Origin of the sequence: Archangium lansingense (assembly GCF_026626635.1) — a bacterium.
GTDB classification, from domain to species: domain Bacteria; phylum Myxococcota; class Myxococcia; order Myxococcales; family Myxococcaceae; genus Archangium; species Archangium lansingense.
In genome coordinates this window covers 12,050,860-12,077,462 of record NZ_JAPNKA010000001.1, presented here as the reverse complement: position 1 = coordinate 12,077,462, position 26,603 = coordinate 12,050,860, and the positions used below count along the sequence as shown (strand labels likewise).

General features: G+C 66.7%; 19 protein-coding genes and 1 pseudogene. 13 read left to right on the top strand and 7 right to left on the bottom strand.

The genetic code is table 11. The annotated features are described in order from the left end of the window. Positions 1–40 precede the first annotated feature (40 nt). Entirely contained in the window at positions 41–2,125 is a 2,085-nt protein-coding gene (locus OV287_RS48305) for a cation:proton antiporter domain-containing protein (RefSeq protein ID WP_308809801.1), read from the top strand. Here OV287_RS48305 and OV287_RS48295 read toward each other — a convergent pair. The 4 genes from OV287_RS48295 to OV287_RS48280 form a co-directional block, all read right to left on the bottom strand. Beyond that, the gene (locus OV287_RS48295) at positions 2,097–3,668 is read right to left on the bottom strand and encodes a DUF4419 domain-containing protein (protein ID WP_267540848.1); all 1,572 of its coding nucleotides are present in this window, start codon (positions 3,666–3,668) and stop codon (positions 2,097–2,099) included. The two genes, OV287_RS48305 and OV287_RS48295, sit on opposite strands and share 29 nt — an antisense overlap. A gap of 51 nt (positions 3,669–3,719) precedes the next feature. Continuing rightward, the gene (locus tag OV287_RS48290) at positions 3,720–4,334 is read right to left on the bottom strand and encodes a DUF4142 domain-containing protein (protein WP_267540847.1); all 615 of its coding nucleotides are present in this window, start codon (positions 4,332–4,334) and stop codon (positions 3,720–3,722) included. A 164-nt stretch (positions 4,335–4,498) separates the two neighbouring features. Continuing rightward, positions 4,499–5,632, bottom strand: a complete 1,134-nt coding sequence (locus OV287_RS48285) for an NAD-binding protein (protein WP_267540846.1) — start codon at positions 5,630–5,632, stop codon at positions 4,499–4,501. After that, positions 5,629–7,221: a cation:proton antiporter gene (locus OV287_RS48280; protein ID WP_267540845.1), complete on the bottom strand. Its 1,593-nt coding sequence runs from the start codon at positions 7,219–7,221 to the stop codon at positions 5,629–5,631. The genes OV287_RS48285 and OV287_RS48280 overlap by 4 nt, the downstream gene beginning before the upstream one ends. Positions 7,222–7,412: 191 nt before the next feature. Here OV287_RS48280 and OV287_RS48275 point away from each other — a divergent pair, with 191 nt between their 5' ends. Then, positions 7,413–9,182, top strand: a complete 1,770-nt coding sequence (locus tag OV287_RS48275) for a hypothetical protein (RefSeq protein ID WP_267540844.1) — start codon at positions 7,413–7,415, stop codon at positions 9,180–9,182. Positions 9,183–9,230: 48 nt separating this feature from the next. Here the strand turns inward: OV287_RS48275 and OV287_RS48270 are convergent, their stop codons facing one another. Further along, positions 9,231–10,382 (bottom strand): PQQ-dependent sugar dehydrogenase, encoded by a 1,152-nt coding sequence (locus OV287_RS48270; protein WP_267540843.1) that lies wholly within the window; start codon positions 10,380–10,382, stop codon positions 9,231–9,233. A 247-nt stretch (positions 10,383–10,629) separates the two neighbouring features. On the opposite strand from OV287_RS48270, the gene OV287_RS48265 reads away from it, so the two are divergent. The 3 genes from OV287_RS48265 to OV287_RS48255 are packed head-to-tail and all read left to right on the top strand — an operon-like array spanning position 10,630 to position 13,860. After that, a complete protein-coding gene (locus OV287_RS48265; RefSeq protein WP_267540842.1) occupies positions 10,630–11,223 on the top strand; it encodes a hypothetical protein in 594 nt (197 codons plus the stop codon). A gap of 15 nt (positions 11,224–11,238) precedes the next feature. Then, positions 11,239–12,057 carry a 2-oxo acid dehydrogenase subunit E2 gene (locus tag OV287_RS48260; protein WP_267540841.1) on the top strand — a complete coding sequence of 273 codons (819 nt, stop codon included), beginning with the start codon at positions 11,239–11,241 and terminating at the stop codon, positions 12,055–12,057. A gap of 12 nt (positions 12,058–12,069) precedes the next feature. Next, positions 12,070–13,860, top strand: coding sequence for an NUDIX hydrolase (locus tag OV287_RS48255; protein WP_267540840.1), 1,791 nt, complete (start codon positions 12,070–12,072; stop codon positions 13,858–13,860). A gap of 181 nt (positions 13,861–14,041) precedes the next feature. Here the strand turns inward: OV287_RS48255 and glnA are convergent, their stop codons facing one another. Both glnA and yedA read right to left on the bottom strand, forming a co-directional pair. Continuing rightward, on the bottom strand, positions 14,042–15,463 hold the full coding sequence (gene glnA / locus OV287_RS48250) for a type I glutamate--ammonia ligase (protein WP_267540839.1): 1,422 nt from the start codon (positions 15,461–15,463) through the stop codon (positions 14,042–14,044). A gap of 188 nt (positions 15,464–15,651) precedes the next feature. Continuing rightward, positions 15,652–16,497, bottom strand: coding sequence for a drug/metabolite exporter YedA (yedA, locus tag OV287_RS48245; protein ID WP_267540838.1), 846 nt, complete (start codon positions 16,495–16,497; stop codon positions 15,652–15,654). Between the two features lie 289 nt (positions 16,498–16,786). Between yedA and OV287_RS48240 the strand changes: the two genes are divergently transcribed. The 8 genes and pseudogenes from OV287_RS48240 (at position 16,787) to OV287_RS48205 (ending at position 26,598) form a co-directional block, all read left to right on the top strand. Next, positions 16,787–18,001: a hypothetical protein gene (locus OV287_RS48240; protein WP_267540837.1), complete on the top strand. Its 1,215-nt coding sequence runs from the start codon at positions 16,787–16,789 to the stop codon at positions 17,999–18,001. Positions 18,002–18,023: 22 nt separating this feature from the next. Then, on the top strand, positions 18,024–19,151 hold the full coding sequence (locus tag OV287_RS48235; protein ID WP_267540836.1) for a tetratricopeptide repeat protein: 1,128 nt from the start codon (positions 18,024–18,026) through the stop codon (positions 19,149–19,151). A 163-nt stretch (positions 19,152–19,314) separates the two neighbouring features. Further along, entirely contained in the window at positions 19,315–20,349 is a 1,035-nt protein-coding gene (hrcA, locus tag OV287_RS48230) for a heat-inducible transcriptional repressor HrcA (RefSeq protein WP_267540835.1), read from the top strand. A gap of 366 nt (positions 20,350–20,715) precedes the next feature. Then, positions 20,716–21,495, top strand: coding sequence for a DNA/RNA non-specific endonuclease (locus tag OV287_RS48225; RefSeq protein WP_267540834.1), 780 nt, complete (start codon positions 20,716–20,718; stop codon positions 21,493–21,495). Between the two features lie 194 nt (positions 21,496–21,689). Next, positions 21,690–23,807: a hypothetical protein gene (locus tag OV287_RS48220; RefSeq protein WP_267540833.1), complete on the top strand. Its 2,118-nt coding sequence runs from the start codon at positions 21,690–21,692 to the stop codon at positions 23,805–23,807. Positions 23,808–24,050: 243 nt separating this feature from the next. Then, positions 24,051–24,581 carry a TPR end-of-group domain-containing protein gene (locus tag OV287_RS48215; protein ID WP_267540832.1) on the top strand — a complete coding sequence of 177 codons (531 nt, stop codon included), beginning with the start codon at positions 24,051–24,053 and terminating at the stop codon, positions 24,579–24,581. A 64-nt stretch (positions 24,582–24,645) separates the two neighbouring features. Next, positions 24,646–26,026 (top strand): annotated as a pseudogene (locus OV287_RS56750) (AHH domain-containing protein). Further along, positions 26,023–26,598, top strand: a complete 576-nt coding sequence (locus tag OV287_RS48205) for an imm11 family protein (RefSeq protein ID WP_267540830.1) — start codon at positions 26,023–26,025, stop codon at positions 26,596–26,598. The pseudogene OV287_RS56750 and the gene OV287_RS48205 overlap by 4 nt, the downstream one beginning before the upstream one ends. The last annotated feature ends 5 nt before the right edge of the window (positions 26,599–26,603 follow it).

Below are 26,603 nucleotides of genomic sequence, written 5' to 3'. Positions count from 1 at the left end.
GCGTTACGGGAGTGAGAGACGCGAGGAGGCGCGCGCGTCCATGCAGGCTCCCGAGCTTCTCCAGGAATTGGTGGTTGTCTTCGGGGTGGCGGTGGTGGTGGTCCTGGCGCTTAGTCGGTTGCGCCTGCCCACCATCGCCGGCCTCATCGCGGCGGGTGCGCTCATTGGCCCAAGTGGCCTGGGCTGGGTGCGGGACACCTGGCGCCTGGAGGCCCTGGCTGACCTGGGTGTGGCCTTGCTGCTCTTCGGCATCGGGCTGGAGTTCTCGCTCGAGCGGCTGCGGCGGCTGTGGAAGGTGCTCACCCTGGGCGGAGGCCTCCAGGTCACGCTCACCCTGCTGGCCGTGGTGGTGCTGGCCCTGGCGTTGGGCTTTGCACCTCGCAAAGGAGTATTCCTCGGCTTTCTGGTGGCGCTCTCCAGCACGGCCATCGTGCTGCGTGCCCTGAGCGAGCGCCAGGAGACGGATGCGCCCCACGGGCAGCTCATCATCGGGGCGCTCATCTTCCAGGACCTGTGCGTGGTGCCGATGATGCTCGCCATTCCGCTGCTGGCGGCGCAGGAGGTGAGCGCGGCGTCCATCGCCTGGGTGCTGGCGAGGGCGGCGCTGCTGGTGGTGGCGACGATTGTCTTCGGGCGGGTGGTCGTGCCGCCGCTGCTGAAGGCAGTGGCGGGTACACGCCGGCGCGAGCTCTTCCTCCTGGCGGTGCTGGGGCTGGGCGCGGGCATCGCCTGGCTCTCCTCACTGGCGGGGCTGTCGCTGGCGCTGGGGGCCTTCATGGCCGGGGTGGCGCTGGCGGACAGCGACTATGGCTACCAGGCCCTGGCGGACATGCTGCCGCTGCGCGAGACGTTCGCCAGCCTCTTCTTCATCTCCATTGGCATGCTCTTCGACGTGCGCGTCGTCGTGGAGCACCCGCTGTTGGTGGCGGCGTTGCTGGCGGGTGTGCTGGTGGGCAAGTCGGTGCTCGGCGGAGTGGGGGCGCTGGTGATGCGCTTCCCCCTCCGGGTCGCGGTGCTGGCGGGCGTGGGGCTGGCGCAGATTGGAGAGTTCTCCTTCGTGCTGGCCAACGCGGGGCTGCAGGTGGGGCTGCTCAGCGAAGGGGAGCGAGACCTCTTCGTGTGCATGAGCGTCCTCACCATGGCGGTGACTCCGGTGGCGCTGAGCTTCGCGCCCCGGCTGGCGGCGGGGGTGGCGCACCTCCGGCCGCTGGAGGTGCTGTTCGGCGCGCATGGGCCGCACCGGCTGGAGCCCGAGCACGAGGCGCTGTCCGAGCACTTCATCGTCGCGGGGCTGGGCACCGCCGGACGCATGGTGGTGCGAGCCCTGCGCGCTAGCAACCTGCCCCACGTGGTCATCGAGCTGGATCCGCACGTGGTGGCGGAAGCGCGGCGGCGCGGCGAGGTCATGTACTACGGCGACATCACCAGCCCGGAGATATTGGAGCGCGCGGGCATCCACCGGGCGCGAGCGCTGGTGCTGCTCATCAGTGACCCGGAGGGCTCGCAGCGGGCGGTGTCTGCCGCGCGGAGGCTGTCGCCGGACGTGCCCATCCTGGTGAAGGTGCCTCGGCTGCGGGACATCGGAGACCTGCATGAGCGCGGCGCGAGCGACATCGTGGCCGGTGAGTTCGAGACAGCGCTGGAGGCGGTGACGCGGGTGCTGCACGCGGGCGGGGTGGCGGAGGAGGTCATGAACGAGCTGCTGGCCGCGCTGCGCCACGAAGGCGTCCCCGAGCACGGCCCCGTCTCCGGGCCACGGCGCATGCTGGGGACGATGGGCGGACTGCGGCGCGGTACCGCCACCACGTGCTCGCACCTGGAGCTGTTGCGGTACGACGTGCTGCCCCGGACGTCGGGCTGCGAGGACTGTCTGGCCCAGCACCTGCGATGGCACAACCTGCGGATGTGCCTGACGTGCGGCCACGTGGGCTGCTGCGATGCCTCGTTCGGCCGGCACGCGGTGAAGCACTACGAGGCCACAGGACACCCGCTGATGCGCTCCTTCGAGCCGGGGGAGTACTGGGCGTGGTGCTACGTGGACGCCATCGAGATTGATCCGATGCCCCCACGTCCTCCCGTAGAGCCCGACCCGGAGCTCAGAGCTCGACCCGCTCCCCAGGCGTGAACCCCGGCTCCTGGAAGTACGGGCGGCCCCCGGACTCGAGCGCGCGCAGCAGGAACTGCTCCAGGCTGTCGGCGACGCGCTCTCCGTGCCGGGCCTGGTTGTCCTTCACCCAGACGATGGGCAGCAACGGCCTGTCTGCGAGGCCGAAGTTGAAGGCCAGGAAGCTGCCGTCCGCCAGGTCGCAGAAGCGCGTCCAGCCGTGGGGGCTGCTTGTCGTTTCGCGGGAGTTCGGGCGCAACCAGCGGTTCTTCTCCCGGAACTCGAGCTCCCTCGTGGCACGGAGCCGGTACGTGGGCATGCCCTGCTTACCGAAGAGCGAGACCCCATCGCAGGTGCTGTACAGGCGCACGATTTCGGCCGCGAGCCCGGCGTCCCCCCACGTGTCCTTCCACGCCGAGAGTCGCTCCTGCGGGAGCGGAGGCGTTGCCTGATGCTCCTCGCATACACGCCGCAGCAGGGCCTCCAGGCCGAGGTCATCGTGGACGACCCAGCCAAGCTCGGGGCGCAGGGCCATCGTCTTCGAGGACTGGCTCACGCCCAGGAAGCCAGCGGTGAGGGCCAGGCTCCGCTTCTTCTTGCCTCCGGGTGTGTGCTCCTCGAGGGTGAGCGGAACACGAGAGAGCCCGGTGGGCAGGCTCTCGCTTTGGATCCACCCGAGGGGCGGGACGGGTCCACCCTCATCCTCGTCGGTGGCGCTGGCGTCGGACTCGAAGACCGGGCTCCGGACGTCGTACTGGCCGGTGACGCCATTGCGGAGGAAGGGGAACAGCTTGCAAACCCACCCGTTGATGACGTCTCCGCCGTAGGCCTGCCGAGGCTTGTAGATGTCCCGCCAGAACGCCCGGTCCGCGTTCCCCTGTGAGGCTCTCACGAGCTGGTCACAGATGGGCAGCAGGTGTCGCGTCCACCAGTCCAGCCCGTATCGGGAGAGCTGCTCGACCTTCTCGCGGAGCCGGCTCCAGTCCGCCGGAGTGCCCTCGAGCGTGACAGTGGGAATGCCGCAGATGCACTCCAGGACGTAATCGAAGTACTCGCGCAGCGAGTCCATCAGCACCACCTGGCTGACCACGCGCTCGATGGTGCCCGTCGTCGAGAAGTCGCACACCATCAAGTCATGGAGGGCCGTGCTCTCCTCGTGGAGCATCGCCGAGAAATCGCCGACGACCCCGTTCCAGAACTCCGCCGAGGAGAGGTCCCACGCCGTGCGTGGCACCACGAGCCGCTTCTTGCCCTGGTGACGGACCAGGTCGAACCGCAGGGACTCCGCGTTGCGCACGATGTGCAGCGCGAGCCCTTGGGCGATGGTCACCCAGAGGATGTCGGGCGAGAGCACCAGCGGGCGGTGCTCGCTGAAGGCCAGGTGCACCGCGGCCATGAGCGGATGCGTGTCCTCCGGTGGGACGAAGCGGGCCTTCAGCGCGTGGGATGAACCGAGTACCGGCTCCTTGAGCCTCGCCGCGAGTGACTCGGCGAGGTCGCAATCCGGCAGGGGAAAAGGGGCAGGGATGACGTCGTCCACGGCGAAGGTCACGCTGGGAGTCATGCCCTCATTACACGGCGCCTGCCCGCCTCCGTGCAATGGGTTCCCAGGCTGTTACTTCTTCCCGTCCTCGCCGCCCGTTCCAGTGCCGGCACCACCCGTGCCGAGGCTCGCCGCCTGCTCACCCAGGAGCTGGTAGGACCGCTCTCGGAGCTTCAGGAGCTCGGGCTGCATCTCCGCGAGCACCGCGGCGAGCGGCTGTCCGGAGAACATCTGTTGGCCAGCCAGGACGGTCAGGAGCAGTCGGTCATGATCGCTGACCTGGGCGGCGAGGAAGGCTTGATCGAATGCCTCACCAGAGAGCGTCTTGAGCTTGGTCTCGGTGGACTTCTCGAACGCGACGGTGCTCCGCTCCTCGTCCGTTTTGGGCTTGAAGGTGCCGGCCTGCAGCTTCTGCTCCTTGAGGTGCGTCTTCAGCCGGTCATCGAAAGACTGATGGGTCTTCACCAGCGTCTCGGAGAGCTCCTTGACCTGCTGCGACTGGCTGCTGCGCTGGGCCAGCTTGCCCTCGTCGATGATCTCCCCATGCAGGTAGAGCATCCGCTCGACGAACTGCTTCGGGTCGGTGGAGAACTTCATCCCCCGGAAGTCCATCGTCTTGTCGCGGGCCTGTCCCTGCGCGGCCCACAGCATTCCAACGAGCAGCAGTGCGTTCGCGACGTGTCTCATGGTGCTCTCCTCCGGCGGTGCCTATTCCCGCACGGGGGGCAACGCTATGGAGCGGACACATCCGGGACACCAGGAGGCGGGTGCCCAGCAGGTATGCCGATGGACACTCGCGGTGCGTCAATTCGTGCTGCTGAACACTGCTGCCGGGCGGCTGGCCCCGGTGCTCAGCGGCCGAACAGGCCCTTGCGCTTCTGGGGCGCTCGCTCCTGCTGGGCCATCTTCGCCAGCCGCTGCCCGAGGATGCGGCTCATCTCCAGCGCCACGGTGGGGTTGGCCATCACCATCCCCTGGAAGTCCTCGCGGCCCACGGCGGCCAGCTCGCACGCCGTGGCGGCCATGGCAGTCGTGGCGCGCGGCTCCCCCGTGAGCAGGGCGATCTCCCCGAAGAAGCCTCCAGGCTTCACCACCTCCACCAGCCGCCCGCCCTCGGCCAGCAGGTTCATCTCGCCGGAGACGACGACGTAGAACGACTCTCCCGCGTCGCCCTTCTTGAAGAGGCTCTCACCGGTCTCCTTGCGGATGTAATCGGCGCCGCGCGCTACCGAGGCGAGCTGCTCGTCGTTGAGCGGCGCGAGGAAGTCCACCTTGCGCAGCAGCTCCGCCAGCGGCGTGTCGCTCTGGCGCTGGAGCTCGGCAGTGAGGCACTCCACGGCTCGGGCCAGCTCGGCGCGCCGCGCCACGAGGATGATGGTGTGGCCCGCCCGCAGCACCGTGTTCCCGTCCGGTAGCGTAATGCTGCCCTCCGGGTCCACCACGCCGATGAACACGCACTCGCGGGGGAATTCGGGCAGCGCGCGCACCTGGGCCACCGTGCGCCCGGCCACCAGCGCCTTCGCGCTTATCTCCAGCTCGAAGAGGATGGCCGTCCCCGCCGCCAACGGCAGCGAGCCCGCAACCTCGGGGAAGTCGATGGCCGTGCTCATCTTCGCCACCACCACCTCGGCCTCCGCCACCAGCTCGCTCACCCCGGCCAGCCGGTAGGCCTGGCGGTAGCGGCTGTCCAGCATGCGCACCATGACGCGCGCTTTGCTCATGGAGCGCACCAGCGTGGCGAAGGCCAGGTTCTCCGCGTCGCGCGCCAGCACTCCCGCGGCGATGTCCGCGCCCGAGATGCCCGCCGAATCCAGCACCGATGGGTCATTGGCATCCCCGCACACCGTTACCGCGCCAATGTCCTCGAAGAGCCGATTGCAGATGTTCTGGTCCTTCTCCACCACCGTCACATGGTGGTGCTCCGCCACCAGCCGTGCCGCCAGCGTCCCACCCACCCGTCCACCACCCGCGATGATGATCTTCATGACGCCTTCCTCTCACTGCCCGCCTCATGCTCCTGGGCGCTCGCCAGCACGTGCTCCAGCTCCAGTGTGCGCGTGTCCAGCTTCGCCAGCTGCGCCTCGGCCGTGACCTCGGGGATGAGGCCGGCTCGCCGGGCCGACAGCAGCGCCGTGCGCTCCGCGTCGATGAGGCGGCGGCGCGTGGCCAATACGATTTTCGCCCCCTGTGCCAGGTGCTGCTCGCTGAGCCGGCGCAGCTCGCGCTCGGCGCTGGCGATGCCCACCTGGTAGTCGCTGCGCAGGTGCTCATAGGCCGCGCGGGGGATGAGCCCCTGGTCGTGCAGCTCCTCCAACTCCTGGCGCGCGGCGCGGCTGGCGATGAGGCGCGCCTGCTGATCCGCCACCGCGTAGGCCACCGGGTCCTCATGGAAGAGGCCCAGCCGCTTGAGGATGCCGGTGAGCATCAACCCCTGCAGGACCAGGGACAGGAAGCAGACTCCGAAGGCGATGGCCACCAGCAGCTCGCGCGAGGGCGTGCTCTCCGGCAGACCGAGCGCCAGGCCGATGGACAGCGCGCCCTTGATGTTGCCGAGGATGAAGACGTGCTGCCAGCGCACGGGGACGGCCTCGGAGGGGCGCAGCCAGCGCAGCAGCAGGAAGGGGAGGTAGATGGCCACCGCGCGGCCGGCGAAGACACAGGCCACCGCGATCAGCGTCTGGGGCAGGTAGCGCACCAGCGTCTCGGGCCGGGTGGTGAGCCCCATCGAGAGGAAGAGGAAGGTGTTCACCCCGAAGGCGGCGTACTCCCAGAAGGTGTGGATGGCCACCTGGCTCTGCGGGGACACGTGGCGCCGCAGGTTGATGCCCGTGGCCAGCCCGGCCGTCACCGCGGCGATGGCGCCCGACAAGTGCAGCTGCTCGCCGATGACGAAGGATGCGAAGGCCAGCGCCGAGGTCACCATGATCTCCGCGAGCGGATCCTCCGTCCGGCGGATGATGAAGCCGGCCACCAGGCCCAGGGTGAGGCCGATGGCCAGACCTCCGATGGTGGCGCCCAGCACCTTGGCGCTGATGAGCGGCAGCGAGAACGAGGACTGGCCGCCTACGACGATGCTGGAGATGGCCGCGTAGGCCACCAGCGCGGTGCCGTCGTTGAAGAGGCTCTCGCCCTGCATGATGCCGGAGAGGCGCCGGGGCACGGGGGCGCGGCGGAAGGCGTAGAGGATGGAGACGGTGTCGGTGACGGCGAGGATGGCCCCGAGCAGCAGCGCGGGTCCCCAGGCGAGCGCCAGGGTGTAGTGGAGCGCCGTGCCGGTGGCGGCGATGGCCAGCACCATGCCCAGGGTGGCCAGCATGGCGATGGGCAGGAGGTTGGCGCGCACATTGGCCACGTCCGCGGTGATGCCGCCCTCGAAGAGCAGCAGCGGGAGGCAGACGAGGAAGACGACCTCGGGGTTGAGTGGAGGCACGCCCGTGAGGACACCTCCCACGGAGAGGAGCAGGCCACCCACCACCAGCGCGACGTTGTACGGAATCCGGACGCGCTTGGCGGCGATGGCGAGCGAACTGGCGGCCACCATCAGGCCGATGATGAGGGGCATTTCGAGGTGCACGCGGGACCAAGCCTCGCAGAAGCGCGAGCCGCCTGCACGGGTTGCCTGAGGCCGGGTGAGAACTCGTGCCGGAGGGATGGAATATTCGGGCCTCGCAACAGGGGGGCCGGGGAAGCGAGCCCTTGGGTTCACTCCTGGAGCATGGACAGAGAGGTGGGAAAGGGGAGGGCCCTCTTCTGGTTGGGGGCCCCATGAAACACATCCTCCTATCGCTTGCTCTCCTGGCGTGCGCGGCTTGTGGTCCCGAGCTACCCGGAGATGTCTCTTCAGAGAATCCCTCTCTGGACACCGTGGAGACTCACGAGGCTCCGGTGGTGACGCCGCCCGCGGGCTCCATCCCCGCGGGTCTGCCCGCGCGCTTGATGGTGGGTCTCTTCGAGGACACCGGCCAGACGTGGATGAAGGACAGCGCCGTGCCCTGGGACGTGCGCTACCGCTACTTCACCAAGGGGTGGGTCAACAACTGGGGCTGGTCGGCCTCCGATGGCTCCTGGGGCAAGCAGTTCATGACGGAGTCTGCCCTCCAGGGCTTCATCCCAGCCATCCAGTACTACCAGGTCAATGAGGAGCCCGGTGGCGGCGAGGCGCAGTTCCTCGCCAAGGCGCAGAACGCCACCACGATGAAGAGCTACTTCTCCGACTTCAAGGTGCTGATGCAGCGGGCCAAGGAGTTCGGCAAGCCGGTGCTCGTGCTGATGGAGGCGGATGGCTATGGCTACCTCCAGCAGCACTCGAACAACAACCCCGGCGCCTATGCGGCCGTGGCGGCCACGGGGCTGCCGGAGCTGGCGGGGCTGCCCAACACGGTGGCCGGGTGGGGGCTCGCCTTCCTCCAATTGCGCAAGGCGGTGGGGGCCAACAACGTCACCCTGGGCATGCACATCTCGGGGTGGGCCAGTGGCAAGGACATCGCTCACTTCTCCGTGACGGATCCGCTGCAGCCGGAGGTGGACAAGGTCTACAACTTCCTCAAGCCGCTCGGTCTGGGGCCCAACGTCACGGGCGCCACCTATGACGTGCTGGTAGGAGACCCGCTCGACCGCGACGCGGACTTCTACGCGCATACGTTCAGCCAGGACCGGTGGTGGGACGCCAGTGACTCGGCCTCCATCTCGTCCAAGAGCTTCAACCGGTATGCCGAGTGGCTGCGGCTGTGGAACGTCACCTCGGGCAAGCGCTGGGTGCTGTGGCAGCTTCCGGAGGGCAACTCCGACAGCCTGAACGTGGACAACACGAGCAACGCGCCGCGCGCGGGCTACAAGGACAACCGCACCGAGTACTTCTTCGGCACCGGGGGCGCCACGCACCGCGAGAAGTTCGCGAGCAGCGGTGTCATCGCGCTGCTCTTCGGACGGGGCGAGGGGCAGCAGGCCTCGCACACCAACGACCATGACAAGAACGGCCAGCTCTTCCTGAAGACCTACGCGGGTGCCTTCCTGAAGGCCGGTGGGCTCGCCATCCCCGCGGGCTCCACCACGACGCCCACGCCCACGCCGACACCCACGCCCGGTCCTGACACCGCGACGTACAGCTTCGAGTCGGGCACTCAGGGGTGGACCTTCTCGGGAGCGCTCGTGAAGGGCGTGACGGCGTCCACCGCGAAGGCGTATGCGGGCAGCCGCTCGCTCGCGGTGACGATGGGGGGCACGGCGGCTGGGATGTCCCGGGTCTCCGTGCTCAACGCCGCCGTGCCCGCGGGCCGGACGGTGTCCTTCCGCGTGTGGATTCCGGCGGGCAGCCGCATCACCGGCCTCCAGCCCTATGTGCAGCAGGGCTCGACGGGCGGCTGGCTGTGGACGGGCGCGTGGGTGGCCCCCACGTCCCTTAAGGCCGGTGACTGGAGCACCGTCACCGTGAAGCTGCCCACGAACGCGGTGTCGCCGCTGCACCAGCTCGGCCTCGAGCTCTTCACCGATGCCGCCTGGTCCGGCACGGTGTACGTGGACTCGGTGAGCTGGTGAGTTCGAGGGGCCGCGTGCGCCCGACTGGGCACGCGGCCCCTGCCTCGTTCAGCGGCGGATGCGCAGGATGACGTCCTTGCGCGCCGTGCAGTCTCCTCGGCTGTCACAGTTGCTGGTGGTGACGTAGAGGTGGCCGTCCGGACCCATGATGGTCTCCCGCAGGCGGCCCCACTCGTTGCGCAGGTACACCTCGTGCTGGGCGACCTGGTTTGGATTCTCCTGGGAGAACACCACGCGATGAAGGTGCCGTGAGCCGAGTATTCCGATGAGCAGGGAGCCCTTCCACTCGGGAATGGTGTCACCGGTGTAGATGGCGGCTCCACCCGGAGGCGCCGCGTCCTCCCAGGTGAGGGACGGGGTGACGAAGCCCTCGCCGGACTCGCAGCTGTAGAGGGTGGGCCAGCCGAGGTTGTCGCCCTTGCGCACCACGCTGACCTCGTCGTGGCCTCTGCGGAGCGTGTCGCCACTGGGGCCATGGTCGGTGAAGTAGAGCGTTTCCCGGTCCTTCCAGTCGAAACCCTGGGTGTTGCGCACACCGATGAGGAAGGCGGGCTTGCCCGGGAAGGGGTTGTCCTCGGGCACTTCGCCCTCGGGCGTGAGGCGCAGCAGCTTGCCGGCGGGAGTGTTTACGTTCTGCGAGTTGTCCGGCGTGCGCGCGTCTCCCGTGCCGACGTAGAGCATGCCGTCCGGGCCGAAGCGGATGCGCCCGCCGTCGTGGTACATGGCCGCGGGGATGCCGCCGAAGATGACGCGGTCGAAGGTGGCGGTGGTGTGGTCCTCGGAGAGCGTCCACCGCTCCACGCGGTTCTGTGTCGAGCCGCCCTCGTCGGTGGTCACGTAGATGTAGAACTGCCGGTTGCTCGCGAAGGAGGGATTCGCGGCGATGCCGAGCAGGCCGCTCTCGCCGGCAGAGGAGATCTTCACGGTGGCGACGGGAGCCGGCTGGAGCGTGCCGTTGCGCAGCAGTCGGATACGGCCGGGACGTTCCGTGACGAGGGCATCGCCACCCGGGAGCCAGGCGATGCCCCAGGGGACGTCGAGGCCCTCGGCGACGACGTCGACGGTGATGGGCACGGTACCTGTGGGACCGAAGTCATCCTCAACGAGGATGCAGTCGGGGGCGGTTTTCGCCTGACTCTTGCGGCAGCCGGAGCAGGCGGCGAGGAACACGAGTGCGGAGAGTGTGAGGCAGGTACGCATGCCGCATCTATGACGGTCAGCCGCTCCGTGCGCCACTGGACCGTGGCGGGCACGTCAGGAGGTGGACGCGGAGCGCGATTCGTGACAACCGGCGTGCATGGGATCCGCATAGCGTCCTCCATGGCTGTGGTCTGGGAGGTGGTGATGAGGCGTTCCGTCCTGCTGCTCGGCTTGGCCGTACATGAAGGGGGCCACCAAGAAGGGTAGAGGTCCCTGAGATTTTCGAGTTCGAATTGGAACAACCACCATGAATGAGGATCTCTCCTCCTCACGGCTCATCGAACTTCTCCACCGCTACTACCCCGCCAACTTGCATGGCGACGCGGAGGGCTACGATGAATCAGAGCAGTACCAGCGCATGTTGCAATTGCGGGGGCATGCACTGAAGAACCCAGGTGATTGGCGGAGGCTGATCGCCCGACTTCGCGAGGTGCTACCCGAGTGTAAGGTGCAGGACTGGACCGTACTCTTCTCCGACGATAACTGCTGGCGTGTCAGGGTGGAGCTGCCCGAGGTGCTGAAGCTTCCTGGCGGGCAAGACGAGGTCAGAACCGTGGTTGTCCTGGTCAGCATCCTCGCGCCTGTTTACGCCCGCTACAGTTCGTTCCAGCGCTATTCACTGGTTGAGAAAAGAGCCTGGCCCTCGGAGACCTTCTACGAAGACGTCCCCGAGACGAAGTCCTACGCGGACAAGGTCGAGGGCATCGTTCGGGACGTGCTGCATGTCCACCGCCTGCCCAACGAGACGCTCTTCACGCCCGTACCCGACATCCAGTGCGGCAACGTGGCGCTTGGTGATGCGAAGCTGATCGACTGCCTCTTCACCGATGACCGGTGGTAGAGGAGTCGCGAGCCCGTGAACTTCCCCCTCCTCGCCCTTGGCACCTACAAGTCCCCTCGGGACCCGAGTGCCTATGCGGCGATCGAGGTGCGCATGGAGCGCGCCCTCGCGTATGTGGAGGCCTTCCGTTCTCGCTCGGGCCAGCGCCTCACGGTGACGCACCTGGTGGCCAAGGCCGCCGCCGATGCCCTGCGCCGTTACCCCGAGGCCAATGCCATCCTGCGCTGGAACCGTCCCTGGCTGCGCAAGCGCGTGAGCGTCTGTGTCCTCGTGGTACAGCCCGAGCACCTCGGCCGCGTGGACCTCACCACCGCCACCGTCCCCGATGCGGATGCGCTCTCGCTCCAGGACTTCGCCAGCGCGATGCAGGAGCGAGTCGAGCACGTCCGTCACCGCCGTGACGCCGTCATCGAGCGGGGCAAGCGGCGCTCGTACCGCGTCCCCGGCCTCTTCATGCACACCGTCCTCCGGTTGCTCTCCTTCGTCTGGTTCACCCTCAATGTGGACCTCGCATGGGTCGGCATGCCGAGGGACCCGTTCGGCTCCGTCGCCGTCTCCAACGTGGGGTCGCTCGGTCTGGAGCGAGCCTGGCTGGCCATGGTGCCCTACACCCGCGTGGCCCTTTGCCTTGCCTCCGGTGCTGTGCGGGAAGTTCCCGTGCTCGAGGGGGACTCGCTCGTCCCCGGCAAGGTGATGACGCTCTCGTGCACCTTCGATGCGCGCTTGCTCGATGCGGAGCTCGTCGCGCGTGTCCTGCGCCACATTGGCGATGCGCTGGAGAATCCCGAGTCCGCCTGGGGTCCTCCTGCCCCCGAGGTTCCCTCGGCGCGGTAGGCTGGCGCGCACATGAAACTGCCGCTCGTCATCACCCTCGCGCTCTCCACAGCCGCCTCTGCCGCGTCAAAATCCTCGCTCCCGGCTGGCTATTGGCCCGAGTCCAGGACCCAGGAGCTGCTCGCCAAGACCGAGACCATCCGCCTCGTGCCAGACCTCTCGCGCCTCTCGCCCGAGGAGCAGCGGGCCGTGAAAGACCTCCTGGAAGTGGGGCAGCTCCTCCAGCGCGTTTACGAGGAGTCCCGCCATCCCCAGGCGCTCGAGGCGCATGCCCGCCTTGCCCGAACCGACCAGCAGCTCCGCGGCTCCAAGGAGACGCGCGACCTCCTCACCCTCTACCGCCTCTTCCAGGGTCCCATCGCCACGACGCTCGACAACCGCCGCGAGCCCTTCCTTCCCGTCACCCCGGAGGTGCCCGCGCGCAACGTCTATCCTTCGGACGCCACGCGCGAGGAACTCGATGCCTTCCTGACCCGCTTCCCGGAGCAGCGCGAGGCGATTCTCGGTGAGCGGACCGTCGTCCGTCGCGCGACGAAGGCCTGGCTCGACCGAGACCTGGCCACGCTCGTGAAGCACCCCGTGCTCGCGGTTCTCCACCCCCGGCTCGCCCCACACCTGAAGTCACTCGCGAAGAAGCCCGATGCGAAGACGTTCTACGCGGTGCCGTACCCGGTCGCGTACGCGAACGACTTCCTGCGCGCGTATGAGCTGCTCATGAGCGCCGCGGACTCGGTGGAGAAGTCGGACGGCGAGTTCGCCCGCTTCCTTCGCAACCGCGCTCGGGACCTGCTCTCCAACGACTACGAGAGCGGCGATGCGTCCTGGGTGACGGGCCGCTTCCAGCGCCTCAATGCGCAGATCGGCTCCTATGAGACGTACGATGACGCGCTCTTCGGCGTGAAGGCGTTCCACAGCATGAGCCTGCTCCTGGAGAACGAGGAGGCGACGCGTGAGCTGCGCCGGGCCCTCGGTGGTTTGCAGGCGCTCCAAGACTCCCTGCCGTATCCGTACCCTCGGCGCGTGCGCGAGGACATCCCGGTCGGCGTCTACGAGGTCATCGCCGACTTCGGCCAGGCTCGTGGCACGAACACCGCGAGCATCCTCCCCAATGACGCGCTCTTCTCTCGTCGCTACGGCCGCACCATCCTGCTGCGCGACAACATCATGAAGAACCCGGACATCTTCGCCGCCGACGAGCGCATCTGGCGCGCCGTCACCGTGGAGGCCCACGCCGGAGACCTCGCACCCGAGGGGAACTCCCAGCGCACGCTGTGGCATGAGATCGGCCACTACCTTGGTGTCGAGCGGGACGTGAAGGGGCGCACGCTCGAGGTCGCGCTGGAGGACTACTCGGACGCGCTCGAGGAGATGAAGGCCGACCTCGTCTCGCTCTTCGCGCTGCACTCCATGCACAAGGCGGGGACGGTGAGCGATGCCACGCTGCGCGCCGTGCGGGCCTCCGGTATCCGCCGCACGCTGCAGAACGCGAAGCCGCGCCGCGACCAGCCCTACCAGACGATGCAGCTCATCCAGTTCAACTGGTTCCTCGCGCATGGGCTGATCGAGGCGGACCCGAAGACCGCGCGCCTCACCCTCCGGTACGAGCGCTACCCGGAGACCTTCACCTCGCTGCTCAAGGAAGTGCTCGCGCTCCAGCACGCGGGAGACAAGGCCGCCGCCGCGCGCTTCTTCGACCAGTGGACCACCTGGACGCCCGAGCTGCATGAGGCGCTCGCCGCCGGCATCCGCGAGGCCCAGGGCGCCCGCTTCCGCGTCGTGCACTACGGGGCCCTCGGCGAGTAGGTGTCATCCACTCGAGGACCCTGATGGCCACGGGGCGCCCCCAGGTGTCCCCGGGATGCGCCCCGTGTTCAATCAGGGAGGCTCGATACCCTCACCCCGTCCCTCTCCCGAGGGGAGAGGGGAAGTTGGCTCCGTGGGAGTTGGGTGTTGGGAGTGGGGTGTTGGTTTGGCGGGGCCCGGCTCAGATGTCGTAGTAGAGCTGGTACTCCATCGGGTGCGGACGCAGGCGGATGGCGTCCACCTCCTTCTGCTTCTGCTCAATCCAGCTCTCGAGCGCGTCCTCGCTGAACACGTCCCCCTTCAGCAGGAACTTGTGGTCCTTCTTCAGGCAGTCCAGCGCCTCCTCCAGCGAGCCCGGCATCTTCGGCACGTCCTTGAGCTCCTCCGGCGACAGCCCGTAGATGTCCTTGTCCAGCGGATCGCCCGGGTCGATCTTGTTCTCGATGCCGTCCAGCCCCGCCATCAGCTGCGCCGCGAACGCCAGGTACGGGTTGCAGCTCGGATCCGGTGAGCGGAACTCCAGCCGCTTCGCCTTCGGGCTCGCGCTGAACATCGGAATCCGGATGGACGCGCTCCGGTTGCGGCTCGAGTACGCCAGGTTCACCGGCGCCTCGTAGCCCGGCACCAGCCGCTTGTACGAGTTGTTCGTCGGGTTGCAGATCGCCGCCAGCGCCCGCGCGTGCTTCAGGATGCCGCCAATGTAGTGCAACGCCATCTCGCTCATGCCCGCGTAGCTCTCGCCCGCGAACAGCGGCTTGCCGCCCTTCCACAGCGACTGGTGCGTGTGCATGCCGCTGCCGTTGTCCCCGTACAGCGGCTTGGGCATGAACGTCACCGTCTTGCCGTGCCGTGCCGCCACGTTCTTCAGCACGTACTTGAACCACATCAGGTTGTCCGCCGTCTTCACCAGCGTGTCGAAGCGGAAGTCGATCTCCGACTGGCCTGCCGTCGCCACCTCGTGGTGCTGCCGCTCCACCGAGATGCCCACCTCACCCAGAATCCGGCACATCTCGTCGCGCATGTCGTTGTGCGCGTCCGTGGGCATCACCGCGTTGTAGCCGTCCTTGAAGCCCGGCTTGTAGCCCAGGTTGCCGCCCGGCTCCTCGCGGCCCGTGTTCCACGCGCCCTCGATGGAGTCCACCTCGAAGAACATGTGGTGCGGTTCCGTGCTGTAGCGCACTCCGTCGAAGATGAAGAACTCGGCCTCCGGTCCGAAGTACGCCGTGTCCGCCAGGCCCGTGCTCTTGAGGTACTTCTCCGCGCGCGCCGCGATGTTGCGTGGATCCCTCATGTACTGCTCTTTGGTGATGGGATCGCTCACGTTGCACAGCAGCACCAGCGTCGGCGTCTGCGTGAACGGATCCATCACCGCCGTGTTCGGGTCCGGAATCACCAGCATGTCGGAGTTGTGAATCTCCAACCAGCCCTTGATGGACGAGCCGTCGAAGCCCAGGCCCTCCTCGAAGATGCCCTCGCTCAGCTCGTGCAGCGGCACCGCGAAGTGGCGCCAGCGGCCGATGAAGTCGATGAACCGCAGGCTCACCATCTGCGTGCCGTGCTCCTTGGCATACGAGAGCACGTCCTTCGCCGTCTTGTTGCTCATAGGGGCGCAGTCCTTTTCTACCGAGTGGGTAGTCCCAGTGCGTCGCGGACACTAGGAACGAGCCCCTCCAGAGGAAAGGAGGAACCTGCGCACGGCGCGACACTCCGCTCGCGCCCAATCAGTGCGCGGGGGTGTCACGTCAAAGTGATGACACTCGGGCTCGAGCCGGGCCCGTCTGGGCGGGGCTTTCAGCGTTTCGCGCGGGTGAGCAGCACCACCGAGCCCAGGATGGCCCCCATGGCGAGCATCCCCCAGGTGCTCAGCGACTCGCCCGCCAGGAAGGTGCCCAGCAGCACTGCCACCATCGGATTGACGTAGGCGTAGCTGGTGGCGAGCGCCGGCCTCGCATTGCGCAGCAGGTAGCCGTAGGCGCTGAAGGCCACCAGCGAGCCGAAGAGCACCAGGTAGAAGAAGGCGCTGAGCGCGCGCACCGAGGGCATGACCGCGAGGCGCTCGCCGAGCCCGAAGCTGATGAGCAGGAAGAGGGCGCCGCCGGTGAGCATCTGCGTGGCGGTGGACATGAGCCCCGGCGCCATGGGCAGCCTGCGCGACCAGATGGAGCCAAAGGCCCACGTGATGGGGCCCAGCAACAGCGCGAAGGCGGCCCACGCGTTGCCGCTCATGTCGCTGCCCAGGTTGAGCAGGATGAGGCCGCAGAAGCCGATGGCCAGGCCCCAGCGCTCGGCGCGTCCCGGCCATTGGCCGAAGAGTCCCCCGAAGAGTGCCGCCCACAAGGGCACGCTGCCCACCACGAGCGCGGCTACGCCCGAGGGCACGTACTGCTGCGCGAAGACGACGCTGCCGTTGCCCATCACCAGCAGCAGCGTGCCGATGAGGGCGCCTGCTCCCCACTCCCGCGCTGACGGGTTGGCGTACCCGCGCAGCCGCAGCACCGTGTAGAGGATGAGGCCCGCCAGCAAGAAGCGCATGCCCGCCATGAGGAACGGCGGGAAGCCCCCCTGCAGCGCCCAGCGGATGGCCAGGTACGTCGAGCCCCAGACGACGTAGAGCGCGAAGAGGCAGAAGATGAGCATCCCGCGATTGGGGTCCGCGGGCGTGGTGTCCGCGGGCATCGCCGCGGTGGGGATCGAAGAAGAGGCGGAGGACAAAGCGTCGCGCTTCTAACGCCGTGGCCCTTGCTCCGCGATGTAATTCCTCGGCCTACCCTGCGGGGCAATGCCTGGCTGCCTGCCTCACATCCGCCGCCGGAGGCGTCTGCTCTGCGACACCTGTGCCTTGGGGGCGATGGAGGCGTTCGCGGTGGCTCCCTACGGTGGCGCGCGTTTCGCCGCGCAAGACGCGTGGCGGGGGGAGGGTACTGCCGTGAGCAAAACCCGGGCTGGCTGGCGGGCGTGGTTCGTCTGCGGAGCCATCGTGCTGGCGGGTTGTACGTGCTCCAAGCGTCCAGCCTCGGAGGAGGGCACGGGGGGCGCGGGCGGTAGCGGAGAGCCGGCGCCCCTGGGCCAGGACAGCACGCGGCGGGGAGACGAGGAGATTGTCCTGGAGGTGGTTGACGTCTCCGTCGGCGGCGAGGGCGCGGAGGCCTCGGGGACCTCCTTCGTGACGGTCGAGTCCATCACCGCGCGCGGCCGGGTGCGCAACGCGGAGGAGCTCGAGGCGCGCATCCAGTGGAGCCTTCAGCCGGTGGGGACCCAGACGGGGCCCGCGGACCCGGTCACGAAGGAGGGGCAGGAGGTCGTCTTCCACGCCAGCTCGCGCGTGGGCACTCAGGGCAACCGCCAGCCCAATCCGCCGCTGGAGTACGAGCTGGTGGCGTCGCTGCCCTTGGAGGGCGGGGAGACGCTCGAGGTTCGCCTGCCCCCGACCACCTTCCTCCGCCAGGAGGAGGACGATGTGCTGCGGCAGGAGTACCTCGACTTCGGAACACGCTTCAAACCGGGTCGCGCCCATATCTCCGTTCCGGGCCGCCCCGTCCTCAACACCGGCAACTACAGCGTCATCGCCGAGACGGAAGCGGGCGGGCTCTCGCGCCTGTTGAACCAGCTGGATGAGCGGGTCAACGCGCTCCTCCAGAACGACGTGCAGGAGAAGCGGGTGGGAACGCGCGGGTTGACGCCGCAGACGGTGGTGGTGTCGCCCGGCGCGCCCATCCTCACCGTGGGGGCGCTCGGGGACACGGACCCCGAGAAGGATGACGTCTGCGCGGGTCCCCAGGTCGGCGGGCGGTGCAATGGCCCCATCCTCGCCGGGCCGAACGGCATCGCCGACACGCGCGCCAACAACCGCGAAGCGCGGGTGCAGCTGGAGGAGTTCGTCAGCAGCGCCTTCCGCAACCCGCAGCGCAACCGCGCCGCTGGCTCCGCCACCATCAACAGCCGCCACACGAGCGGGAGCGCGCTGGACATCGACCCGCGCCGGATGCCCATCCCGGGCAAGACGCCGCAGCAGTTGATGTGCATCGTCGAGGCCGCTGGAGACGCCGTCGTCGGCGAGCGCGCCTCCTTCACCGAACGCGGCGCCACCCTCTTCCTCGCCTGCGACAGCCCGGCGGCCGACCACGTCCATGTCCAGCGCTGAGTCCCGGAAAGGAAACATGCCCATGGCTTCCCCTACCTTCCGTCTGCTCGCCTGTTGCGTGCTCCTCTCCTCCGCGGCCTGGGCCCAGCAGCCCTCCACCGCTCCCAGCCGCTCATTCGCCGTCGCGCCCCCCGGACGTTACGTGCCCGCTCCGCCCTCCGCCGCCGCTCGCGAGGCGCTGCGGCTCCACCAGGAGGGCTGCCAGGCCGAGGGCTTCGACGACGCCGCGTGCGAGAAGGCCGTGCGCCAGCTCGAGGCCGTGGTTCGCGATGACCCGCGTCAGCTCGATGCCCAGCTCGCGCTCGCGGATGCCGTCTGGAACCAGGCCTTCCGCCAGCCCGAGGGCAGCGCTGAGCGCGCACGCCTCCGCCAGCGCTCGCTCGACCTCTACCAGCAGCTCGTGAACCTGGGCATCCAGGATGCGCGGCCGTACTACGGACTCAGCGTCCTGACTCGCGACCCGGAGGCCCGCATCCGGCTGCTGCGGCGCACCCTGGAGCTCAACCCGAAGCACCCCGAGGCTCACAAGGACCTGGCTGGGCTGCTGCTCGACCAGGGCCAGACGGACGAGGCGGTTCGCGAGTACCGCACCCATCTCTCGGTCCGCCCCTATGAGGGCCGTGAGGACGCGCTGGCGGACATCCAGTTCGCCGACAGGCTCGCCGCGGCCGGGCGCGTGCGCGAGGCCGCTCAGGTGTACGACGCCGTCTGGGATGCCACCGCCAAGGAGCCCCGGGCCGAGCGCTGCCAGATATTCAAGTCCGTGGACCTCGACCCCTACGAGCGCATGGGCGCTCGGTTCGCGCAGCGGCTCCGTGAAATCCGGACCGCCTGTTCTGGGACGCCCCGCTTGGAAGGGGCCGTGGAGCTGGAGCGCCAGGGGAAGGACGACGCCGCCATCCAGGAGCTGGAACGTCAGATTCAGGAGAACCCCGCACCGGCGGAGCCCTACCTCGCGCTGCAGCGCCTGCACCTGAAGCAGGGACGGGCGGAGGAAGCGGCAGGCGTCATGGCTCGCTACTTCCAGCAGGAGAAGGACCCTCAGGAGCGGTGCCGACACTTCCGGACACTGTCCCCCCGGACGACGCGGGCGATGGAGCCAGCGCTTATCAGTGAGTTGGACCGCACCTGCCGCGCACGGAAGCCCTGAACCGTGTGTGGACAGGTATGGGGGAGGTGGGGGCCTGCTCGCTCGCTCCCTGGAAGTGCGGGGGATTGAACCGTTCCTTCCACCTTCTTAATGTTTCAGGGCATGGTCGGTGTTTCCGCCCGTCCCGGGCGAAGCGCCGTTCGTTGGAGAGTGTGAGCCAAGGATGTCCGAGGAGCTGCTGGGTGAGCGCGAGAAGGAAGTCCTCCGCGCTGTCGTTCAGGAATACATCGCCACGGGTGGCCCGGTCGGCAGTCAGCACCTGGCACGGCGGGCGGAGTTCGACGTCTCCTCCGCCACGCTGCGCAATGTGCTCGCGGACCTGGAGGAGCTCGGCTTCCTCGAGAAGCCCCACACCTCCGCTGGCCGAGTGCCGACGGACCGCGGTTATCGCTTCTACGTGGACACGATGGTGCGGCTGAAGGATCCCGCACCGCGCGACCGCGAGCTCATCCACGCCGGGCTGGCGCACGAGTCGGGCATGGAGGAGCTGCTCTCCGAGGCCTCGCGCCTGCTGCACTCGCTCACCCGGCACGCGGGAGTCGTCGTCACCCCGCGCCCGGACGTGGCCATCTTCCAGCGAATCGAGTTCGTTCGGCTGCGCGAGGACCGGGTGCTCGCCATCCTGGTGGGGCAGAACGGCCAGGTGCACAACAAGCTGCTCGTGGTGGACTTCCCCGTCACCTCGGACGAGCTGCTCAAGGCGAGCAACTACCTGTCCGAGCTGTTGCACGAGGTGACGCTGGAGGAGGCACGCGAGCGCATCCGGGCGGAGCTGGACCAGGAGCAGGCGCTCTACAACGCGCTGACGTCCAAGGCGCTCAAGCTGGGCGCGGCGGCCACGGACCTGCAGACGGGTGAGCGCGTGCTCATCGAGGGCACCGGCTCGTTCCTGGAGCAGCCCGAGTTCGCTGACGTGGAGCGCATGCGCGCGCTCTTCAAGGCGCTCGGGGAGAAGCACAAGCTGCTGTCGCTGCTGGACCGGGTGCAGCGCGCGAGAGAGATGCAGATCTTCATCGGCACCGAGAGCGAGTTCTCCTCGGCCGGTGACGTGACGGTCATCGCGAGCCCCTACGGCAGCCGCGAGCAGGTGCTCGGCACGGTGGGCGTCATTGGCCCCACGCGGATGAACTACCAGCGCATCATCCCCCTGGTGAACTTCACCGCCCAGGTGCTGTCGATGGCGCTCGACAAGGCCTGAGCCCTCCTCCCTCTCCCTCTGGGAGAGGGCTGGGGTGAGGGTCTGCCCCCGGGATTGAGTGTGGCCGAGCCCGAGCCACCTCTCCCAAACTCGAGTCCCGCCTCAAACCCCCCCGTTCAAACCACTTCGGCCAGCGTTCGCTACCCGCACGGGTCTCACTGAGAGCTCGTGTCAGGAGGCGCTCTGCCCGTTGCGGATGAACCGATGGACCCCTCACGCAGCTTTTACGCGGAGAGAGGAAATAGCATGTTTTTTGCATAGATTTGTACTTGTACGAATTCCTTAGAAATGTTGCAAAGCGCTTCTCTCTTTCTTGGTATTTAAGACCGGTAATGCAGTGAACCCGGTGAAGAAGGACCAAGAAGAATGCGCACTCTGAACAAGCTGTCTGTCGCGGCGGTGTTTGGCCTGGTGCTCGGCGGTTGCGGAGCCACGGAGCTGGACCTGGGGGGCGAAGGCGTTGCCAGTCAGATGGAGCAGGACTTTGGTGGTCCGAACGGGCTCATGGAGTTCTTCCAGAGCCACACGGAGGAGGAGATCCGGGAGGCGCTGAAGCCCTACGGCATCGGGTACGTCGTCCGCGGTCGGGTCACCGAGGAGGCGATCAGCGACTGTCCGAAGTACTTCCCGACGGGCGACCGGAACATCTGGCACAACTTCGACGGCGAGTACTACCTCATCGACGGCTCGGGCCGGCCGAGCCGGGCGTACAAGTACCTGCCGCCGATCTCCGCCGCGGCGCGCATCGACTCCTGTCAGTTGAACGTGGGGCAGTGGGGCGACGCGGAGAACCCCAGCAACGACTATGACGGTGGGCACATGATCGGCTCGCAGCTCGGGGGCTGGGGTGGCCGGGCGAACCTGGTGCCGCAGGATGCCAACTTCAACCGCGGCAACTGGCTGCAGCTCGAGAACAAGATGGCCACGTGCGGGAGCCTGCCGAGCGGCCGGATTCGCTACTACATCGGTGCGAACTACCCGAACTCCACCGCGCTCGTCCCCAACAACCTGACGATGGAGCTCAGGAACCAGTCCTCGGGCGCCACCGTGACCTTGTCCTTCTCGAACGTGGACTACGGCGGCTCGAACGGCACGACCCAGCGGACCACGGGCGTGAACTGGCTGGCGAGCCAGGGCTGCAACTGATGCGTCAGCGCCGGGCTGGCCTCCCTTCTCGTTGAGGCGTGGCTCGGCTGCGTCGCGTATCCGCTGGCGGCGGTGCCCTCGTGGACCCGCCGTCCGGTGGTCACAGAAGTAACTGGGGCGTGGACGTGGAGGACTCCAGCGGGAGCGCCTGCGCGTTTGGGGTGTGCCCCTTGGGGCATGTAGCATCCCTCTCCATGCTCCCTGAGACTCAGAAAGACATCTTCCTGGGCCGCGACCGGCAGCTCAAGGATCTGCGCAAGATGATGTCGGGCTTCTTGACACCCGACAATGCCCTGCCACATGTCGCGCTCATCTGGGGACAGGGCGGTATCGGTAAATCGGCGCTCCTGCGTGAGTTCCTCCGTCTCGTGGAGAATGAGTATGCGGGGCGCTTCCGGACTCTGCGAGTCGACTGGGAAGAACAGAGAACTCACAACCACGGTGTCCTCAACGTTCGTACGGAAGACCTCGACATAGAGCAGGTGCTCCGGATTCTTCTCGATGCCGCAGGCGAAAGACTTGGCCTGGCCGCGGTGTTCAAGAAGGGCGCTTTCGTGAAGATGCGGGAGCGGATCGAGCATGCGTGGGGGGTGTTCGAGGAGGCCAGGAAACGGAGCGAGGCTCCACCTCGTGCAACCCAACCCGGAGACCTGTTCAAACCAGCCGAGGATCTGGTCAAGGATCTGGCCATCACCGCCGTCACGGGCGATCCGGGATTGGGAATCTGGAAGAGTGCGACCCGGTTCGGGATGCAGGCGCTCAAGAACCTGCTGGCACAGAACAAGTTACGCCTCCCCAATATCGATGAAACCCTGCTCACGGCGGGGCCAAGGCACCTGGCTCAAGCACTGGGCAAGGACCTGCGTGTGGCTGCTGCCGACTGGCCAATCCTGGTGGCGCTCGACACCTACGAGATCGTCGATGTCGTGGACCCATTCCTTCGCGAGGTCATCAAGGCAGCGGGCCCTCGCGTGGCATGGGTCATCGTCGGGCGGCGCGACTTGTACGAGACCTATGAGCTTCGCTCGGGGACGCGCGAAGTTGGCTATCGCGAAGAAGAGGATCATTCCTATCACATCCGCCCGATCGATCTCCACGCACTCGCGCGCCCGGACATTCGCGAGTACTTCCGCCAGGCGGCTCCGGGACGTCCGGTGCTCGACGACGAGCAGTTGAATGCCGTCAATCGTTCCACCCGCGCCATTCCGCTGGCCATCCGGCTCGCCGCCGCGATCTGGAACGATACCGGCGACATTCATCACATCCACAATGAAGATGGGCTCACCAATGAAGACCTCCTGAGTCGGATGATCGCTCGCTACGAGCTCCACTGCGTGGATGAGTACGACCGGCATGCTCTGGCCGCGATCGCCATGGCCGAAGGCGATACCGAAATTCTCAAGGCCATGCTCGTTCCGGAATGCGACGTCAGGAAGTGCGCTTATGAGGCATATATCCAGCGCGTCCGCGAGCGATACTCGGCCGTGCAACGCCAGTCGAGCAGCTCGCCACGGCTCCATGATGAGCCGGCCCGGTTCTATATCGAGCACTTGCGTGGAGCCTGGCGCACTGAGGAGTGGGTCCGCACGTATGCTCAGCGAGCCTCCGAGCACTGTCGCAAGGTGATGCAGAAGCCTTGCGCCTACCATACCCGGCTGCACGAACTGGCGGCCGACAAGAACTACATCGAGGCAAGCCGAAAGCTCATCAATTACCTCTTCTGGATTCAGGAAGATGAGGCGTGCCGGTTGCTCACGTTGCGATTCCTGGAAGGAATTTCGTACAGCCAGGCCCTCAGGGACGCGGTTCTGGAAATGGGTGAATCGTGGCGTGGTGTCCTGGATGACCGAAGCCGCAAGCGCCTGAACATGCTTCGTGAAGGGCAGCATGTCTGGGATACAGGCGCTCGCCTGCGCCTGATGATGCTGTTGGAGAAGGATCTGGAACGGCGCTGGTTGCCCGAGGAGGATCAGGGCGACGCACATGCGGGCGAGCGCTCAGCGATCAAGCTCTGGATGGAGGCGCAAGGTCTAAGATATTCGGGGCGGTTGAGTGAAGCCCTGGATCGTATCGTGAAAGCAATCAACTGGTGTCCACCTGATCTGGAGACGCCTCTGCGCCGAAGGCTGTCCGATGAGGCGTTGGGTATCTCGTGTCAGCAGGACGAGAGCAATCATCGCGAGTTGGGAGTCACTTATAATTGGCTCAGGAGGCATGGCAAGGCGCTGGAGCACTTCTTGAAGGCGGTGGAGTTGGACCCTAGGAGCTTGTCGGAGAATCGCCGAAAAACGACTCCTACATACCAACCATAGCGGTGTGTTTGAGTCGCACTACCCCTCATGTAGTGGGTAGCCGAGGTATTCCGACAGGCTCCTAGGGACGCGAGCAATCATCGCGAGTTGGGAACCACTTTCCGCTGGCTTAATCAGTTTGGTAAGGCGCTTGAGCACTGCCAAATAGCAGCACAACTAGAGCCCAAGAACGCAGACTACCATGGCGCCCTGGGGGATACACAGCTATGGCTCGGGCTTTTCAGGGATGCGGAGGCTTCTTTGATGAAGGCTCGCATGTTGGCCGAAACCGATGCTCGGTCCCTGGCACTGTATGCCCGGCTGCTTCTGTGGAGAAGCGAGTGTGACCAGTCCGAAGCGATGTGCTCACGTTCGCTCTCCGTGGACTCTTCTAATGAATGTCTTGCCTTTTATGTGCGGGCTTGCCTTCGCTATGCGTCCAAGGATTTTCGGGCGGCCCGAGAGGACTTCAGTGCCGTGGTCAGGATTGACCCGGATCGTGAGATGGGGCTCTTGGCGCTTTGGGCAATCCATAACGTAATAGGAGGTGATGAGGCGGGCATCACCGAAGAGTTCCGAGACAAGACGAGGCAGCTTGTTGCTCGCTCACCCAGGCTGCTGCCGAAGTCCGCACTGCACGCGGTCGAGGGCGAGCACGACCTCGCGCTCGAGTTGCTCGCACAGGCAATCAAGGCTGCACCTGGCACCAGCGCGGAGGCGAAGGTGCTCCCGCAGTTCCATTTTCTACGAGAGCATCCACTGTTCATCGAACTGACGGACCGGGCATTCGATTGACACGTGGTGGGTATTCATCGGCGCAGGCCCCTTGGCCACTCCGAGCGGGCAAGAGGAGCCAGTCATGCATCCGTACATCGCCCCCGCTCTATGTCTCCTGTTGCTGGTTTCTTTCCCGGCCCGAGCCGTTCCTTCCGAGGTCGAGTCCCGGCTCCGATTTCTGGAACCCGTGAGTCTGAGCGAGTACCACGACCCAGCGCAGGGTCGTGGTCTCAAACTCACCTTCAAGCCGCTTCGGCCGGATCCATCATTGGCCCGATTCACGCCCGATGACGCGCGAGCCATCGTGGTGGCGCTGGAAGAGGAATTCAAGGTGGTGAAATCGAGAGCTGGTTCTCCTCCGTTGGCGAAGCGCCCCATGGGCATGCCTGCTGCAGGTACCGGACTCATGCTATCGACGACTGCCAGGTCCTCGGACCTGGAGAGACTGGTGCGCCAGCAATACGGTGCGCTTTATGGGCCCTCCTCGATTCCATTGCCAGCTTCCCTGGAGGATGCCCGGTGGTTCCAGGCGCTCGCGCTCTCGCCACGTTACATGGGCGCGGGTGTTCGTGAGGCGGCCATGGAGATGTTCAGCTCCCCCGCTGTTCTGCTGTCCGTGGGGATGTCCATGATGCTGTATATGATTGCGTGGGCAGCACCCGAGCCAGTGCTTTCAAAGGCATTGGCGGCGGCGGTCACTCTCGGTCTGTTGATGACCTACACCGCGGCGGAGCTCTTCAATGTGGGATTGGCATGCCTGAACCTGTATCGTGAAGCAGAAGCCGCGAGGACCCAGGCCCAGTTGGAGGCGGCAGCCGAGCGCTTTGGTCAGGTGATAGGTGGAGTGGGTCTGCGGGTGTTGCTGACAGTGGCAGGGGCGAAGCTGTCCAGGAATCTCCCGGAGGTGCCCAGGGGAGGTCTGTGGGAGAAACTCTCGCCCCCCTCGCCATGCTTTCGCGGGAGGCAGCCCACCGAGAGGTTTCTTCATTGGGGCAGGGGCCCGTGCCGAGGTAGCCGTGGCGAACGGCACGGTGGTGCTCATGGGGGCGGCGGCCGGAACGACAGTCCAGGCAGCCTCCTCGGCGGTCTCTTCGGCACGGACAACAGGAGCCTGCCGGAGTGCATCGGATAAGGGCGATGCGAAAGGCCATCACCTCGCTACCGACAAGAACGACAAGGCCGATGTCCGTGGCGGTCCCTGGACACCTCGATTCAAGAAGCTCTTCGACAAGGTGGGGATGAGCCTCGATGACCCGGCGAACATCATCTATCTCGTCGGGCACGTGGGGCCCCACCCCGAGGAGTACCACCAGGAGGTCTATCGGCGGCTCGAGGACGCACTCAAGAATTGCCAGTCCCAGGCTGAATGCAGGGGCAGGCTCGTGGATGCACTGGATGAGATCGCGGGCGACGTATGCACTCCTGGCTCCAGGCTCAACAAGCTTGCCACGAGGAAGCCATGAGTCCGGTGAGCAGGTATTTCGATCTGTGGGACGAGATGCGCATCGAGGGGCGTTGGCATTTGGATGGTCCCTTCGATGCGCGAGGCGAGGAGTTGAATCCCTGGCAATTCAAAGAGGGAAGAGTTCTCGAGCTGCAAGGAGAGCCACGCTTCCGTCCGGACCCTGTCGGCAAGCCGCTCGACTTCACGTTGGCCGGCTTCACGGTCCCCTTGGTTCACGGTCGAGTCGTTTCCATCTTCGACCGGCTGGGCCTCCGGGACGAGGTGCAGTTCCTCCCGGCGCATGTGGAGGGAGAATCAGAACCCTATTGGATCCTCAATGCCCTGCGGATCATTCGATGCATCGACGACGCGAGGTGTGAGGAGGTCCGGTTCTGGGAACCCAGACACGGAGCTCCCGACAGGGTAGGGGAGTATCGGAACGTCGCGGGGCTCAAGATAGACTCCGCGAGGGCAGAGGGTGCCCAGATCTTCCGACCCTGGGGTTGGACGGGGGCGCTCATCGTCTCCGAGCGTGTCAAGCTGGAGATGGAACGCATGGGCATCACTGGCCCGCGGTTCATCGAGGTTTGATAAGG

What these genes read in the sequence shown, in the direction of transcription:
- glnA (WP_267540839.1), bottom strand. Translation starts at nt 15,463, where the DNA reads ATGAGCAACAAGACGGCGAAGGACGTGCTCTCGTATGCCAAGGAGCAC.
- OV287_RS48270 (WP_267540843.1), bottom strand. Translation starts at nt 10,382, where the DNA reads ATGCGTACCTGCCTCACACTCTCCGCACTCGTGTTCCTCGCCGCCTGC.
- OV287_RS48220 (WP_267540833.1), top strand. Translation starts at nt 21,690, where the DNA reads ATGCTCCCTGAGACTCAGAAAGACATCTTCCTGGGCCGCGACCGGCAG.
- hrcA (WP_267540835.1), top strand. Translation starts at nt 19,315, where the DNA reads ATGTCCGAGGAGCTGCTGGGTGAGCGCGAGAAGGAAGTCCTCCGCGCT.
- OV287_RS48285 (WP_267540846.1), bottom strand. Translation starts at nt 5,632, where the DNA reads ATGAAGATCATCATCGCGGGTGGTGGACGGGTGGGTGGGACGCTGGCG.
- OV287_RS48295 (WP_267540848.1), bottom strand. Translation starts at nt 3,668, where the DNA reads ATGACTCCCAGCGTGACCTTCGCCGTGGACGACGTCATCCCTGCCCCT.
- OV287_RS48225 (WP_267540834.1), top strand. Translation starts at nt 20,716, where the DNA reads ATGCGCACTCTGAACAAGCTGTCTGTCGCGGCGGTGTTTGGCCTGGTG.
- OV287_RS48255 (WP_267540840.1), top strand. Translation starts at nt 12,070, where the DNA reads ATGAAACTGCCGCTCGTCATCACCCTCGCGCTCTCCACAGCCGCCTCT.
- OV287_RS48305 (WP_308809801.1), top strand. Translation starts at nt 41, where the DNA reads ATGCAGGCTCCCGAGCTTCTCCAGGAATTGGTGGTTGTCTTCGGGGTG.
- OV287_RS48275 (WP_267540844.1), top strand. Translation starts at nt 7,413, where the DNA reads ATGAAACACATCCTCCTATCGCTTGCTCTCCTGGCGTGCGCGGCTTGT.
- OV287_RS48205 (WP_267540830.1), top strand. Translation starts at nt 26,023, where the DNA reads ATGAGTCCGGTGAGCAGGTATTTCGATCTGTGGGACGAGATGCGCATC.
- OV287_RS48235 (WP_267540836.1), top strand. Translation starts at nt 18,024, where the DNA reads ATGGCTTCCCCTACCTTCCGTCTGCTCGCCTGTTGCGTGCTCCTCTCC.
- OV287_RS48265 (WP_267540842.1), top strand. Translation starts at nt 10,630, where the DNA reads ATGAATGAGGATCTCTCCTCCTCACGGCTCATCGAACTTCTCCACCGC.
- OV287_RS48215 (WP_267540832.1), top strand. Translation starts at nt 24,051, where the DNA reads ATGAAGGCTCGCATGTTGGCCGAAACCGATGCTCGGTCCCTGGCACTG.
- yedA (WP_267540838.1), bottom strand. Translation starts at nt 16,497, where the DNA reads ATGCTCATCTTCTGCCTCTTCGCGCTCTACGTCGTCTGGGGCTCGACG.
- OV287_RS48290 (WP_267540847.1), bottom strand. Translation starts at nt 4,334, where the DNA reads ATGAGACACGTCGCGAACGCACTGCTGCTCGTTGGAATGCTGTGGGCC.